This is a genomic window from Methylobacterium mesophilicum, assembly GCF_036441335.1.
Taxonomy (GTDB): Bacteria; Pseudomonadota; Alphaproteobacteria; order Rhizobiales; family Beijerinckiaceae; genus Methylobacterium; species Methylobacterium mesophilicum_B.
This window is the reverse complement of sequence record NZ_MLBW01000027.1, coordinates 77032-90794: the sequence shown is the minus strand read 5'-3', so window position 1 is coordinate 90794 and position 13763 is coordinate 77032. Positions and strand designations below refer to the sequence as shown.

The following is a 13763-nucleotide window of genomic DNA, read 5'->3' as shown; positions in this document are numbered from 1 at the left end:
AGGTGACGCGCCGCCGCCTCCGGAGGTCGCCATGGACAGGGTCATGTACGCGCTCGTCACCCTGGCGGAGGCCGTGCTCGGCATCTTCGGCGTGCGGACGCTCTACGAGCAGCCCGCCTACACGGTCGTCGAGCGCCTCGACCGCGGGGTCGAGATCCGGTCCTACGCGCCGCGCCTCGCGGTCGAGACCGACGCGCGCGGCCAGGGTGACGGCGACGCCTTCGGGCGGCTGTTCCGCTACATCACCGGCGCGAACCGCGCGGGCGACCGCATCGCCATGACGGCGCCGGTGGAGAGCGGCGGCCAGCGCATCGCCCAGCGCATCGCCCAACGCATCGCCATGACGGTCCCGGTGGAGCAGGCCGGGACCGGCACGATGCGGTTCTTCCTGCCGCGCGCGGTGGCGGCGGCCGGGGCACCGGCGCCGACCGAGCCGGGGGTCCGGCTGGTCGAGGTTCCGGCCGAGCGGGTCGCGGCCNGCCCTCCGCTTCTCCGGCCGCCTCACCCCGGAGGCGCGGGCCGCGCAGGCGCGCATCCTCGCGGCGGTCCTGGCGGCGGCCGGCCGCGCGCCGGCGGGTGAGCCCTTCGTCATGGGGTACGACCCGCCCTTCGCGATCCCGTTCCTGCGCCGGAACGAGGTCGCGGTCCGCCTGCCGCCGCCGTGAGGGCCGGACGCCGCCGAACGCGACCGGGCTCGTTGCGCAATTGTCCCGGGACATCCTTCACAATAATCCCGAAGACTTGCGCCGGTCTTCGTGCCTTGTTGTCTGCGTGCAACAGGCTCGATCATTCGGGCCCGCAGGTCGTCCCCGGCAGGGATTAAACAGAATGTGAATTGAGATCCCGACCCGACCCGAGATCAGTGAGGCTCGCGCAGCCGACGAGAAGCGGCGCGTGCCGTGAATCCAGGTTGGGGGAAGATATGCGTGCCCTGCGAGGCAGCTTGATCGCGTCCGTGGCTCTGTTGCCGGGTATCGCGCAGGCTCAACAAGCCGTCACCCTCGGTGAGATCAGCGTCGTCTCGACGTCGCCGGTGGGTGCGGGTGGCGGCAATTCCAGCGGCGCCCAGAATCTCGATACGCTCGCCCAGGCCGCCCCGACCTTGCCGGTCCCGGCCGGCGGGGTGCGCCTGCGCGGCTCCGAGCAGCCGCTCAACAAGATCCCCAGCACCGTCGAGACCGTCACGGCGCGGCAGATCGAGGTCGATCAGGGCTCCGACAACGTGATCGCCACGCTGGCGCGGCGCACCCCCGGCGTGAACCTCAACGATTCGCAGGGCAACGCGAACCGGGTCGACCTCAGCTATCGCGGCTTCACGGCCTCGTCGGTGCAGGGCGTGCCGCAGGGGCTGGCCGTCTACCAGAACGGCGTGCGCATCAACGAGGCCTTCGGCGACGTCGTCAATTTCGACCTGATCCCGCCGCAGGCGATCCAGCGCATCGACGTCGTCACCGGCAACCCGGTCTTCGGCCTCAACGCCATCGGCGGCGCGGTCAACATCCAGATGAAGAACGGCTTCACCTGGCAGGGCACCGAGATCTCGGCCTGGGGCGGCTCCGACGCGCGCACCGCAGGCTACCTCGAGTACGGCAAGGTCTCCGGTCCCTGGAGCTTCTACTTCACCGGCGACGGCCTGAACGACCGCGGCTGGCGCTACCAGAACCCGAGCACGATCGGCCGCCTCTACGCGGATCTCGGATACCGCTCGCAGGATTCGGAGTTCCACCTGATCGGGCTCGCCGCCCGCAGCTTCTACGGCGCCGCCGCGGCCACCCCGGTGGACTTCACCCATCTCGACCCGCGGGCGATCTTCACCTACCCGCAGACCCAGACGACGCAGGTGGGCACGCTCCAGCTGACCGGCCGGGTCGACCTCTCGCCGACCTGGGATCTGGCCGGCAACGCCTATTACCGGCGCTTCAGCGAGAATTACGTCGACGGCAACCAGGGCAACTTCGAGAACTGCAGCAGCCGCAGCAGCTTCCGGGGCTCCCTCTGCTACCAGGACGACGCGTTCAACGTGAACGCGCCGCCCACCAGCCAGGTGGCGGCCCGCCGGGCCTACGCCAACCAGTTCGCGATCCTCGGCCTGAACAACCGGACGATCCCGTTCGTGCGGAACATCCCGTACGGCACGATCGACACGACCCTGACGGAGGCCGAATCCTACGGCGGCTCGCTCCAGGCCGCCAACCGCGACCGGATCTTCGGCCTGAACAACGCCTTCGTGGTCGGCGGCAGCGTCGACGCCTCCACCTTCGCGTTCAAATCGTCGAGCCAGCTGGGCGTGATCAACCCCAACCTGTCGATCACCACCGACCCGAACAACCCGTATTACGGCACGATCCCGGGCCTCGGCACGCCGGACATCCGCACGCTGGGGGCGATCGGCCTCGCGCCGAGCAATGTCAGCGGCTCGACCCTGTATCTCGGCCTCTACGCCACCGACACGCTGGACGTGACCGACCGGCTGTCGCTGACCGGCGGCTTCCGGCTCAACTACGCCCGCATCCAGACCCGGGACCAGACCGGGTTCTCGCCGGACGTCACCGGCGTGCACGAGTACACCAAGGTCAACCCGCTCGCGGGCCTGACCTACCAGTTCGATCCGGCGCTGAATCTCTACGGCGGCTACTCGGAATCGAACCGCGCCCCGACCCCGCTGGAGCTGTCCTGCTCCAGCCCGACCCAGCCGTGCCTGCTGCCGAACTCGCTCGTGGCCGATCCGCCGCTCAAGCAGGTCACCGGCCGGACCTACGAGGCCGGTTTCCGCGGCGTGATCCCGGCCTTCCTGTCGGGCGGTGCTCTCACCTACAAGGCCGGCGTCTACCGCACCGACCTGAGCAACGACCTCTACCAAGTGGCCGTCGCCGGCAATGCCGCCCGCGCCTACTACATCAACGTCCCCTCGACCCGGCGCCAGGGCATCGAGGTCGGCGCCGAGTACGCGGTCACGCCCGACCTGATGGTCTACGCCAACTACGCCCTGGTCGACGCGACCTTCCAGTTCAACGCGACCCTCTCGTCGCCCAACAACCCGCTGGCGAGCACCGGCGCGGCCGGCGGCGCCGTGGGCGGCGACGTGATCCCGAACGGCGGCATCCGCGTCCGGCCGGGCGACAAGATCCCGCTGATCCCCGATCACCAGATCAAGGCGGGCTTCGAGTACAGCATCACCCCGAACTGGCGCTTCGGGCTCAACGTCTCGGCCTTCTCGTCGTCCTACTACCGGGGCGACGAGTCGAACCTCAACCGCAAGCTGCCGGCCTACTACGTGATGAACCTGACGACGAAGTATCAGGTCACCAAGAACCTGGAGATCTTCGGGCTGATCACCAACCTGACCAACAACCGCTACGCCACGTTCGGCACCTTCGCCGAGACGGGGGCGGTCGCCGGCAACCTGTCGATCAACGACCCGCGGACCACGACCCTGGCGCAGCCGCTCTCGATCTACGCCGGCCTGACCTACCGGTTCGGGGCGGATCCGGTCCCGATGGCGCCGGAGCCGATCATCCGGAAGTACTGATCCCGTCCGCGGGAGGACGATGCGAGGGGCCGCGGGATCCGCGGCCCGTCTTCCGGTCCGCGTCATCGGTTCTCCGCGGCCGAGAGACGAGGCCCGGCATTTCAAACTCAGATGAGTGCGGCGGCCGACCCGATCTGTATCCCTGATCGGCCGCCGACGAGGCTTGCGGGCGCCCCCGCCCCGATCATCCCGATCCCGGAGATCCCCATGCCGCGCTACTTCATCGACACCGCCGACCACGTCGACGTCCGGGACGACGAGGGCACCGTGCTGGCGGACCGGGCGGCCCTGCGGGACCTGCTGCGCCGGACCCTGACGGCGCTCCTGCACGACGAGGGCGAGGCGACCGGGGTGAACGACTTCACCGCCCGGGCCTACGACGAGGACGGTCGCCTGGTGATGCGGGCCCGGGCCAGCTTCCACATCGTGGACCCGTAGGGGACGCCCGGCAGGACGTCCCCGCACCCCGGTCAGGCCGCGTCCGGCATGCGGTCGAGGAGCTTGTCGAGGGTGATCGGGTAGTCGCGCACGCGGATGCCGGTGGCGTTGTAGATCGCGTTCGCCACCGCGGCGGCGATCCCCGAGATGCCGAGCTCGCCCACGCCCTTGGCCTTCATGGGCGAGGACATCGGATCGGTCTCGTCGAGGAAGATCACCTCCTGGTGCGGGATGTCGGCGTGGACCGGCACCTCGTAGCCGGCCAGATCGTGGTTGGCGAAGAAGCCGCGCTTCGCGTCGACCGCCAGTTCCTCCATCAGGGCCGCGCCCGTGCCCATGACCATCCCGCCGATGACCTGGCTGCGGGCCGATTTCGGGTTGAGGATGCGGCCCGCCGCGCAGACCGCCAGCATCCGCCGGACCCGCACCTCCGCGGTATAGGCATCCACCGCGACCTCGACGAAGTGGGCGCCGAAGGTCGAGACCTGCTGGGTCTTCGAGAACTCACCGAACTCGATCGCGTCCTCGGCCACGAGCTCCCCGTCCGCGGCGGCCCGGGCGAGCGCGATGGCGCGGTTGCCGGCGCGGACCTCGCCCTCCTCGAACACCGCGTCGGTGGCGTTGAAGCCGAGCTTCTGCGCGACGGCCTCGCGCAGCTTCACGCAGGCGGCGTAGACGCCCGCGGTCGAGGAGTTGGCGCCGAACTGGCCGCCCGAGCCCGAGGAGACCGGGAAATCCGAGTCGCCGAGCCTCACCGCCACCTTGTCGAGGGGCACGCCCATCATCTCGGCGGCGGTCTGGGCGATGATCGTGTAGCTGCCGGTGCCGATATCGGTCATGTCGGTCTCGACCGTGACCGTGCCGTCGGCGGAGAGCCGAACCCGGGCGCCCGACTTCAGCACCATGTTGTCGCGGAAGGCCGCCGCCATGCCATGCCCGATGAGCCACTGCCCCTCCCGGACCTGCCCGGGCTTCGGGTTGCGCCTGGCCCATCCGAACCGCTCGGCGCCGAGCTTGAGGCAGCCGACGAGGTCGCGGTGGGAGTAGCGCAGGTCCGGCTGGGTCGGGACGACCTGCGTGTCGTTGCGGATGCGGAACTCCACCGGATCGAGGTCGAGCTTCTCGGCCATCTCGTCCATGGCGACCTCCAGCACCGCGAGGCCGGGGGCCTCGCCGGGGGCGCGCATGGCGTTGCCCTCGGGCAGGTCGAGCCGGGCGAGCTTCATGGCGGTCAGGCGGTTCGCCCCCGCGTAGAGGTACTTGGTCTGGTTCACGGCCGTCTCGGGATCGCCCTCGGGCAGGTTGCCCGAGACGCTCTCGTGCGCGATCGCCGTGATGGTGCCGTCCCGCTGGGCGCCGATCCGGACCCGCTGGATCGTGGCCGGGCGGTGCGTGGTGTTGTTGGCGATGAGCGGGCGCGTCAGCGCCACCTTCACGGGCCGCCCGGTGGCCTTCGCGGCGAGCGCCGCCAGCACCGCGTCGGCGCGCACGAACAGCTTGCCGCCGAAGCCGCCGCCGACATAGGGCGCGTCGAGCCGGACCTTGTCCTTCGGCAGGCCCAGCATCTTGGCGAGGCTGCCGTGGCCCCAGCCGATCATCTGGTTGGCGGTCCAGAGCGTGACCCGGTCGCCGTCCCAGGCCGCCGTCGTGGCGTGCGGCTCCATCATGGCGTGGCTCTCGTCGGACGTCGTGTAGCTCGCGTCGAGCGTCACGGGCGCCTGCGCGAAGGCGCCCTCGAAGTCGCCGGTCCGCTCCTCGCCGTTGCCGCCGCTGCCCTCGCCGCTGTCGGCCGGGACCGGCGCGGCGGTCTTCGCCGCGGTGGCGAGGTCGAACGCACCGGCCTCGGGGGCGTACGCGACCGTCACCAGGAAGGCGGCCGCCCGGGCCTGCTCGAAGGTCTCGGCCACCACGACGGCGATCGCCTGATGGTAGTGCTGGATCACGTCGCCGCCGAACAGGTAGGCGACGTTCATGACGCCGCGCTCGATCCGCGGCGTGTCGAGGGTGGTGACGACCCCGATGACGCCGGGCGCCTGCCGGGCCGAGGCCGTGTCGATGCTGCGCACCCGGCCCTTGGCGATGGCGGAGCCCAGCACGTAGCCGTAGGCGGCGTCGGGGGCCGCGTCGTGGCGCTCGTACGCGTAGGGCGCGGTACCGGTGGTCTTGTACTTGCCGTCGATGCGGTCGGTGGGCAGGCCCACGACCTTGAGGCGGTCGATCGGGTTCGGGCCGGCGGCGGTGTCGAACTTCATGGCTCAGGCCCTCGCTTGGTTGAGCGCGGCGCCGAGGGTCCGCTCGGCGAGCTTCAGCTTGTAGGCGTTCTCGTGGGTGGGCTCGGCGTCGGCGAAGACCCGGTCGGTCACGGCCCGGGCGCCCTTCGGCAGGTCGGCCTCGGCCGCCTCGACCCGCCAGGGCTTGTGGGCGACGCCCCCGAAAGCGACGTGGCCCGTGCCGTCCTTGCCCAGGATCGCCGCCACCGAGACCAGCGCGTAGGCGTAGGAGGCGCGGTCGCGGACCTTGCGGTAGATGTGCGTGCCGGCCACCGGCTTCGGCAGCGTCACCGCGGTGATGAGCTCGCCGGGCTCGAGATTCGTGTCGCGCGACGGGTCGTCGCCCGGCAGGCGGTGGAACTCGGCGATCGGGATCTTCCGCGCGGCGCCCTGGGCGTCGATCGTCTCCACGGTGGCGTCGAGGACGCGCATGGCCACCGCCATGTCGCCCGGATGCGTGGCGATGCAGGCCTCGCTGCCGCCGATCACCGCCAGCTGGCGGCTCACGCCGTCGAGCGCCGAACAGCCGGAGCCCGGCTCGCGCTTGTTGCAGCCTTGCGCGGTGTCGTAGAAGTACGGGCAGCGGGTCCGCTGCAGCAGGTTGCCGGCGGTGGTCGCCTTGTTCCGCAGCTGTCCCGAGGCGCCGGCGAGCAGCGCGCGGGCGAGGACCCCGTAATCGGCCCGCACCCGCGGATGAGCCGCGAGGTCGGTGTTGCGCACCAGGGCGCCGATGCGCAGGCCGCCCGCCTCGGTCGGCTCGACCGCGTCGAGGCCGAGGCCGTTCACGTCGACGAGGTGGCGCGGGGTCTCGATCTGCAGCTTCATCAGGTCGAGCAGGTTGGTGCCGCCGGCGATGAACTTGGCGTCGGGCGTGGCGGCGACGGCGGCGGCGGCCTCGGCGGGCGTGCCCGGGCGCTCGTACGTGAAGGATTTCATGCGCGGCTCCCGGCGACTTCGGTGATCGCCTCGACGATGTTGGAATAGGCGCCGCAGCGGCAGAGGTTGCCGCTCATGCGCTCGCGGATCTCCGTCTCGGTCACCTGCGGGGCGGCGCCGAGATCCGCCGTGACGTGGCTCGGGATGCCGGCCCTGATCTCCTCCAGGACGGCCACGCCCGAGCAGATCTGGCCCGGCGTGCAGTAGCCGCACTGGTAGCCGTCGTGCTTGACGAAGGCCGCCTGCATCGGGTGCAGGCTGTCGGGTTGCCCGAGGCCCTCGACGGTCACGATCTCGGCGCCCTGGTGCATGATCGCCAGCGTCAGGCAGGCGTTGATGCGCCGCCCGTCGACGATCATCGTGCAGGCGCCGCACTGGCCGTGATCGCAGCCCTTCTTGGACCCGGTGAGGTGCAGGTGCTCGCGCGCGGCGTCGAGCAGGCTGGTGCGGGTGTCGAGTTCGAGCGTGCGCCGCTCGCCGTTCACCGTGAACGTGACCGTGGCGAGGACCGGTGCGTCGGTCCGCGCAGGTCTGGCGCCCCGGTCCTGGGGCACGGCTTCAGCGCTCACCATCAAGTCTCTCTCCGATTCAGATCAAAGGCGCGGACGGGATCGCGGTCTCCGGGGCCGGCGGCCCCGTCGCAGGCGGGCCCCCGGCGGGACATCCCGGAAACACCGACACCCTGGATTGGCTCCAAGGTAGAGCCCGCCCCCGCGCTCGTCAGGGGGGCCGCGCGGCCGGGGCACGAATAATGGGGCGGTCCGCGCCGGGGCGCGCCCAAACGAAAGGGCCGACCCGAAGGCCGGCCCCGATCCTCGCGCCGCGGACGCGCCTACTCGGCCGCGGTCATCTCGGCGGTGTAGTGGCCGCACCAGTCCTGGGCGGCGACCACCGGCCAGAGGCCCTTCGACTCAGGCGCGGGCTGGCTGACAGGCGGGTTGAAGCGGCACAGGCCGGCATCGTTCTGCGCGACGGCGCCGTTGCCCTTGTGCTCGTCGAAGAACCGGCAGGTCTCGCACTTGGCGTTCATGGTCGGGCTCCTGTGAGGCCGGCGGCCCCGGGGGCCGCCCCGGCGAGGGACGAGAGCTTGGACCTTAGAAGTGATCCAATCTGCGGGGCCAACGTCGGAGGGATCCGGCGGGTTCCCGGCCGCGGCGGGGGGCGAGCCCGCTCAGCCGGCCGCGGCGAAGACCGGCTCGGCCGGAGCGGCGGCCCCGGCGGGACCGCCGACCGCGTCGGCATAGTCGGTGATCGGGCGCGGTCTGCCGAACAGGTAGCCCTGCATCTCGCCGCAGGCCTCCTCGGTCAGGAACTTCATCTGCGCGTGGGTCTCGACGCCCTCCGCGACGACGCCCATCCCGAGACTGCGGCCGAGGCTGAGCACGGCCCGCACGATCACGGCGGCCTGGGGCCCGGTCCCGAGCTGCGCCACGAAGGAGCGGTCGATCTTCAGCTTGTCGAACGGGAAGGCCTGGAGGGTCGCGAGCGACGCGTAGCCGGTCCCGAAATCGTCCATGCTGATCCGGATGCCGTAGCTCTTCAGGCGGCGGAGGATGCCCACGGCCCGGGCCATGTCGTTGATGATGATGCTCTCGGTGACCTCCAGCTCCAGGCGGTCCGGCGACAGGCCGGTCTCCGCCAGGATCGCCAGGACGGTCTCGGGCAGGTCGGGCTTCTGGAACTGGCGGGGCGAGAGGTTGACGGCGACCTTGAGGGGCTGCGCCCACTGGGCGGCCTCGCGGCAGGCCTCGCGCAGCACCCAGTCGCCGAGCGCCACGATCAGGCCGGTCTCCTCGGCGAGCGGCACGAACAGGTTCGGCGAGACGCTGCCGCGCACCGGGTGGGTCCAGCGCAGCAGCGCCTCGAACCCGACGAGCGCCCCCGTGTAGCCGTCGACCTGCGGCTGGTAGTGCAGGCTCAGGGTGTGGTCGTCGAGGGCCTGGCGCAGGTCGCGCTCGAGCACCCGCCGCTCCTCGGCCTCCTCGTCCATGGCGGGGGTGAAGGTCCGGTACGTGCCGCGGCCCTCGGCCTTGGCCCGGTAGAGGGCGAGGTCGGCGCGGCGGTACAGCGGCTCGGCATCCGTCCCGTGCTCGGGGGCCAGCGCGATGCCGACGCTGAGGCCGACGCCGACGCGGTGCCCGCCCACGCTGAACGGGCTCTCGAACAGCGCGATGAGGCGCTCCGCCAGGGCGCCGGCCTCGGCCGCGCCGCCGGCGGCGAGCNCATGCCGGCGGCCGCGAGCCCGCAGCCCGCCGCGATCGCCGTGGCGGCCATGGCGGGGTCCCAGGTGAAGTGCCCCGGCAGCCGCACGCCGGCGATGCCGAGGAAGTGCATGCAGGCGATGCCGATCCCGAGCACGAGGCCCGCCCCCGCCCCGGCCCAGCGCGACGGCGTGGCCCGGGCGAACAGGAAGGCCGCGGTCGCGGCCGCGATCGCGACGATCAGCGAGAGCAGGGTCGTGCGCGGCTCGTAGCCCAGCACCACGCCGGGATCGTAGCCCAGCATGCCGATGAAGTGGGTGCTCCAGATCCCGGCGCCGATCGAGAAGCCCGAGGCCAGGAGCCAGACCGGCCCGTGCCCGTCGGCGCGAACCTGGACGCGCTGCTCGAGCTTGAGGGCGACCGCGCAGGAGATCCAGCACAGGCAGGCGGCCAGGGCGACCACCCAGCCGGTATGTTCCTCGGTCAGGCAAGCGAACGCGCGATACATCGAGGTGCCCCGCCCATCTGCGACGGCCGGAACCTTAACCCGCGGATACTAATCAGAAGTTGCATGACGGCCGATCGCGATCCGGAGCGCGCGGGAGGGCGCGGTCGTCGGGGCGTCGTCGCCCGGCTGTCCGGCAGGGGATCCTGAAGATCAGGAGTTGTATCTTCGGGCGCCGCGACGGGCCGCGCGTCAGCCGCGCCCGTCGCCCCGGACCTCGACGGGCCGCGCCGCGAAATCCGTCAGCAGCTCCTGGAGCTCGTCCTCGTGGACGAGGCGCGCCGCCTCCTCGGGCGGGAACCATTGCAGCGTGCGCTGCGCCTGTTCCGGCCAGCGCTCGTGCTGGGCCTCGACCCGCAGCGGATAGACGCGCACCATGCAGGGGAAGGCGCGGCCGTGATCGAAGCGCTTCTGGTAGTGGTACCGGCCGACCGGGTTCGGGGCGATCTGCCCCTCGAGCCCGGCCTCCTCGTAGGCCTCCCGCGCGGCGGCCTGATGGGCCTTGCGGCCGGCCATCGGCCAGCCCTTCGGGATGATCCAGCGCCCCGTATCCCGCGAGGTGATCAGCAGGACCTCGATCCGGCCGTCCGCGCCGACGCGAAACGGCAGGGCCGCGACCTGCTTGAGCGGTTTGACCTGCGCCTTCCGGAGCAGCTTCTTCAAATTCGGCCGCTTGGATGCCGTCTTCAGCGCTGACCTCGGGGGCGAAGGGGGGCGGGATTTCTGATGATGCTTCTGCAAGCGCAGGACTCCTCACGCTTTTACATAAGTTTAACACGCTCCCATTGCAGCCCGCGCGCATGGGCACCGAGCCATGCCTGTAACGCTGTGCTCGTTCCTGCCAGCCGGCTTGTCTCGGGCCGGCTTGTCCGCGAAGACTGTGGCGTCAAACGTCCACGAGGCGCCGCATGGCTGTCGAGATCGAGCGCAAGTTCATCGCGAACCCGACAGTCCTGGAACTGTGCCGGGCGGGGACGCCCCTGGTCCAGGGCTATCTCTTCACCGACGCGGCCAACACGATCCGGATCCGCCAGGCCGGCGAGCGGGCGCTCATCACCTGGAAGAGCCCGCGCCGCGGCACCAGCCGGGACGAGATCGAGTTCGCCATCCCCCCGGAGGACGGCGCCGCGCTCCTCGCCACCGTGCCGCCCGGCCGGCGGCTCGAGAAGACCCGCTACCGGGTCGCGCATGCCGGGGCGGTGTGGGACGTCGACGTGTTCGGCGGGGGCCTCGCGGGGCTGATCCTGGCCGAGATCGAACTGGAGCGGGAGGACCAGCCGGTGGTGCTTCCCCCGTGGGTCGAGCGCGAGGTCACCGGCGACGCGCGCTACCGCAACTCGCGGCTGGCCGCGGGGCCGATGCCGGAGCGGCGGGTGGCCTAGAGCCCCGCCGCGCCCGGCGGATCCGTCCGGTCGAGCATCCGGGCGCGTGAACATCCGGGGACGGCCGCCGTTCTAACGGCATGCCCCGGACCCTCATCAACTGGACGCGGGACGAGACCGCCGGCGCGCCGCTCCCGCGGTTCGTCGGCCGGGTCGGGGCGGTCGTCGTGGGGAACTGCGCCTAGGACGGGTCGAGCCGGTTCTGGACCTGGTGGAGCCCGCGGGCCGAGACATCTGGGGCCACGGCCAGGACGCCGAGGGCGCCCGGCAGGGCCGCGCGGCTTGGCTGCGCGGCGGGCTCGAGAATTTCACGCCGTTCTTCACCTGCCGGCGCGGGCCGCGGCGGGCGCGGCCGGGCCGTCAGAGCGGATCAGCGCATGAAGTGCGGCAGGCGCCGTTTCCAGCGCTCGCCGAGCCGCAGCTCGTTCGTCCGCCGCCCCGCCGAAGACCGCCCCGCCGAAGACCGCGGCGACGGGCCCGGACCGGGCGCGGCCGGTGGGCTCTGGGCGGGCGCCTCGTCGACGGGCGCGGGCGCGGGTGCGGGCGGCTCGAGGGCAGCCTGCGCCAGTTCCGGCCACAGGATCTTGTCCGGGCGCGGTCGCGCCTCGGTGGCAGTCAGCGATGTGCGGGCCGAACGAGTCTGCTTGACTTCGACCATGAACGGTCGCGCGCTGCGGCGCTTCATGTAAGATGATCCTTGGAAGCATTCGAGCCGGCACTTCGGCCGAACGAACGCGCCGAGGTTAAGCCTGATCTCGGCCGTTGTCCAGAAAGACGACGTCGTACTGGTCAAATTTCTCTTTAGTCGAGATCGGCCGCGGTCCTTTCCAGGCCTCGGGTCGTGAAACGGAAGTCGTGTTCGCTCCAGCTCCGCCCGGGTACGGGGTGATCTGCTGCGAGACGGGCATCGCGCGCGATCAGATCTTCCGGGATCAGGCGGCCTGCGCCTGCCGCGGCGCGGGCGCCGGGCGGCGGCGCAGGGGACCGGGCGCCCCGAACAGGGACTGGTACAGCGCGGCCGGGGTCCGGGCCTCGCCGCTGCCGTCCGTGATCGTCACTTCGGCCATGCCGGCCGCGATCAGGCTCATGCCCTGATCCAGGGCGGTCAGGACCGAGGCGTGCTGGTAGGCGAACCGGCGCGCGGACAGGCGTGCGGTGACGGTGAAGTGCATGACGACGATCCCGGAAATCCGGACCCCGCCGGGGTCGGGACGGCAACGGCGCGCGCGGCGCGCTCAGGTGAGGACGGGGCTCCGGCGCCGCTGCCGGCATCCGGTCCCGCACCTGATCGCCGCTGATAAAGTCGTTATCTTGACGAAAGCTTGTTCATCCCCGCTTTGCTCGCGACAAGGCGGGTCATCGACGGCACGAGTCCAGTGTTTGCCGGGGGCGCCTTCGCAGTCGGGCTTCAGTTCAGGAGCCGGCGCCGCTCCGCGACCTGCCGCCGGGCCAGATGCCGCCCCAGCGCCAGCAGCAGCGCGTCCGCCTCGGCCTTCAGGGCCGGATCGCCCAGCGCCGCGACGGCGTCCTGCGCGGCGAGGGCGTGCTCGACCGCCCGGTCCAGGGCCGTCTCGCCGATGACAGGCGCGGTCGCGCCGCCGGTCTCCGCGCGCGCCCTCAGCCCCGTGATGTCCGCGAGGATCCCGCGCCCGCCTTTCGGCCGGCCGGCCGAAAGGCGGGTGAACCGGCCGCGCGCCAGGATCCAGCGCGTCCGGCCGTCGACGGAGATCACCCGGTACTCGGCGATGTAGGAGTTCCCCGCCGCGACGCTGCGGCGATCCACGCCGACGACCCGGGCGCGGTCGTCGGCGTGGATCGCCCCCTCGTAGATTGCCAGCGGGATGCCGGCTTCCGCCTCGATCGGGTCGACCTTGAACAGGAGCGCCACCAGGGCGTCGACCCGCACGCGGTCCGTCGCGGGATCCCACGACCAGTGCCCGATCATGTCGGCGGAATCGAGCGCGATCTGGAAGGCTTCGAGACAGGTCTGACCGACGGGCGCGTTGGTCTTGGGCATGGCGGGATACGTGTGCGGTTCCGGGCCGGTCGATCTACGGGGGCGGTGGCTGCAACCTCAAGAGTTTCTTGACGCATTAATGCAACTGTTGCGTGCTGGCCACTCGCTTCCCAATGGTCTTCTGTATTATGAATGCTTAGGCGCCCGCGCGCCGGAGCCTGACCGCCGATGGGATCGAAATCACCTGTCCAGGGCAGACCCTCCGGGGATGCGGCGCCCGAGGACGACCTGCTCGAGCGCTCCGCCCTGCCGCACGCGCCGGCTTCCGGGCGGCTGCTGCGGCGGATCGCCGACGCGCTGCAGGTTCCGGCCGCCTCCCTGTACGGCCCGCGGGGCCCTGAGCGCGACGCGGGCGGCCGGGCCGACGAGGCGGACGCCCTGCTGAACGCCTACAGGCGCATCGACGATCCCGAGATTCGCCACCGCGTCCTGGCCCTCGTGCAGGATCTGGCGGCGGCAGGCTGACCGGCGGGCCCGTGATGCGC

15 protein-coding genes and 1 pseudogene are annotated in these 13763 nt (G+C 71.5%); 6 read left to right on the top strand and 10 right to left on the bottom strand.

The features are described from left to right. Positions 1-31: 31 nt before the first annotated feature. The 4 genes from MMR14E_RS17925 (at position 32) to MMR14E_RS17910 (ending at position 3967) form a co-directional block, all read left to right on the top strand. Entirely contained in the window at positions 32-580 is a 549-nt protein-coding gene (locus MMR14E_RS17925) for a heme-binding protein (RefSeq protein ID WP_331316113.1), read from the top strand. After that, on the top strand, positions 534-665 hold the full coding sequence (locus MMR14E_RS17920) for a heme-binding protein (protein ID WP_331316171.1): 132 nt from the start codon (positions 534-536) through the stop codon (positions 663-665). Before MMR14E_RS17925 ends, MMR14E_RS17920 begins: the two co-directional genes overlap by 47 nt. Positions 666-922: 257 nt before the next feature. Beyond that, positions 923-3529, top strand: a complete 2607-nt coding sequence (locus MMR14E_RS17915; RefSeq protein ID WP_331316111.1) for a TonB-dependent receptor — start codon at positions 923-925, stop codon at positions 3527-3529. Between the two features lie 207 nt (positions 3530-3736). After that, a complete protein-coding gene (locus tag MMR14E_RS17910) occupies positions 3737-3967 on the top strand; it encodes a DUF6894 family protein (protein WP_273560702.1) in 231 nt (76 codons plus the stop codon). 32 nt (positions 3968-3999) lie between these two features. On the opposite strand, the gene paoC is transcribed toward MMR14E_RS17910, so the two are convergent. The 7 genes and pseudogenes from paoC to MMR14E_RS17875 all read right to left on the bottom strand — a co-directional run bounded on the left by paoC (position 4000) and on the right by MMR14E_RS17875 (position 10542). Then, positions 4000-6219: an aldehyde oxidoreductase molybdenum-binding subunit PaoC gene (paoC, locus tag MMR14E_RS17905; protein WP_331316108.1), complete on the bottom strand. Its 2220-nt coding sequence runs from the start codon at positions 6217-6219 to the stop codon at positions 4000-4002. Positions 6220-6222: 3 nt separating this feature from the next. Next, positions 6223-7173, bottom strand: coding sequence for a xanthine dehydrogenase family protein subunit M (locus MMR14E_RS17900; RefSeq protein ID WP_331316106.1), 951 nt, complete (start codon positions 7171-7173; stop codon positions 6223-6225). Continuing rightward, a complete protein-coding gene (gene paoA / locus MMR14E_RS17895; protein ID WP_331316105.1) occupies positions 7170-7745 on the bottom strand; it encodes an aldehyde dehydrogenase iron-sulfur subunit PaoA in 576 nt (191 codons plus the stop codon). Before paoA ends, MMR14E_RS17900 begins: the two co-directional genes overlap by 4 nt. Before the next feature lie 260 nt (positions 7746-8005). Further along, entirely contained in the window at positions 8006-8203 is a 198-nt protein-coding gene (locus MMR14E_RS17890) for a hypothetical protein (protein ID WP_012321181.1), read from the bottom strand. 141 nt (positions 8204-8344) lie between these two features. Further along, the gene (locus tag MMR14E_RS17885; RefSeq protein WP_331316170.1) at positions 8345-9340 is read right to left on the bottom strand and encodes a GGDEF domain-containing phosphodiesterase; all 996 of its coding nucleotides are present in this window, start codon (positions 9338-9340) and stop codon (positions 8345-8347) included. Between the two features lie 110 nt (positions 9341-9450). Further along, positions 9451-9678: pseudogene (locus MMR14E_RS17880) on the bottom strand (MHYT domain-containing protein); the annotation flags it as partial. Positions 9679-10071: 393 nt separating this feature from the next. Further along, positions 10072-10542, bottom strand: coding sequence for an NUDIX hydrolase (locus MMR14E_RS17875; protein ID WP_331316104.1), 471 nt, complete (start codon positions 10540-10542; stop codon positions 10072-10074). A 245-nt stretch (positions 10543-10787) separates the two neighbouring features. Between MMR14E_RS17875 and MMR14E_RS17870 the strand changes: the two genes are divergently transcribed. Next, positions 10788-11261, top strand: a complete 474-nt coding sequence (locus MMR14E_RS17870; RefSeq protein ID WP_331316102.1) for a CYTH domain-containing protein — start codon at positions 10788-10790, stop codon at positions 11259-11261. 370 nt (positions 11262-11631) lie between these two features. Here the strand turns inward: MMR14E_RS17870 and MMR14E_RS17860 are convergent, their stop codons facing one another. The 3 genes from MMR14E_RS17860 to MMR14E_RS17850 form a co-directional block, all read right to left on the bottom strand. Beyond that, complete coding sequence (locus MMR14E_RS17860; protein ID WP_331316101.1) at positions 11632-11946, bottom strand: hypothetical protein; 315 nt, start codon at positions 11944-11946, stop codon at positions 11632-11634. Positions 11947-12193: 247 nt separating this feature from the next. Beyond that, positions 12194-12433 (bottom strand): hypothetical protein, encoded by a 240-nt coding sequence (locus tag MMR14E_RS17855; protein ID WP_331316100.1) that lies wholly within the window; start codon positions 12431-12433, stop codon positions 12194-12196. Positions 12434-12669: 236 nt separating this feature from the next. Further along, positions 12670-13278, bottom strand: a complete 609-nt coding sequence (locus tag MMR14E_RS17850; RefSeq protein WP_331316098.1) for a PAS domain-containing protein — start codon at positions 13276-13278, stop codon at positions 12670-12672. A 168-nt stretch (positions 13279-13446) separates the two neighbouring features. Here MMR14E_RS17850 and MMR14E_RS17845 point away from each other — a divergent pair, with 168 nt between their 5' ends. Then, positions 13447-13743: a hypothetical protein gene (locus MMR14E_RS17845; RefSeq protein WP_331316096.1), complete on the top strand. Its 297-nt coding sequence runs from the start codon at positions 13447-13449 to the stop codon at positions 13741-13743. Positions 13744-13763 lie beyond the last annotated feature (20 nt).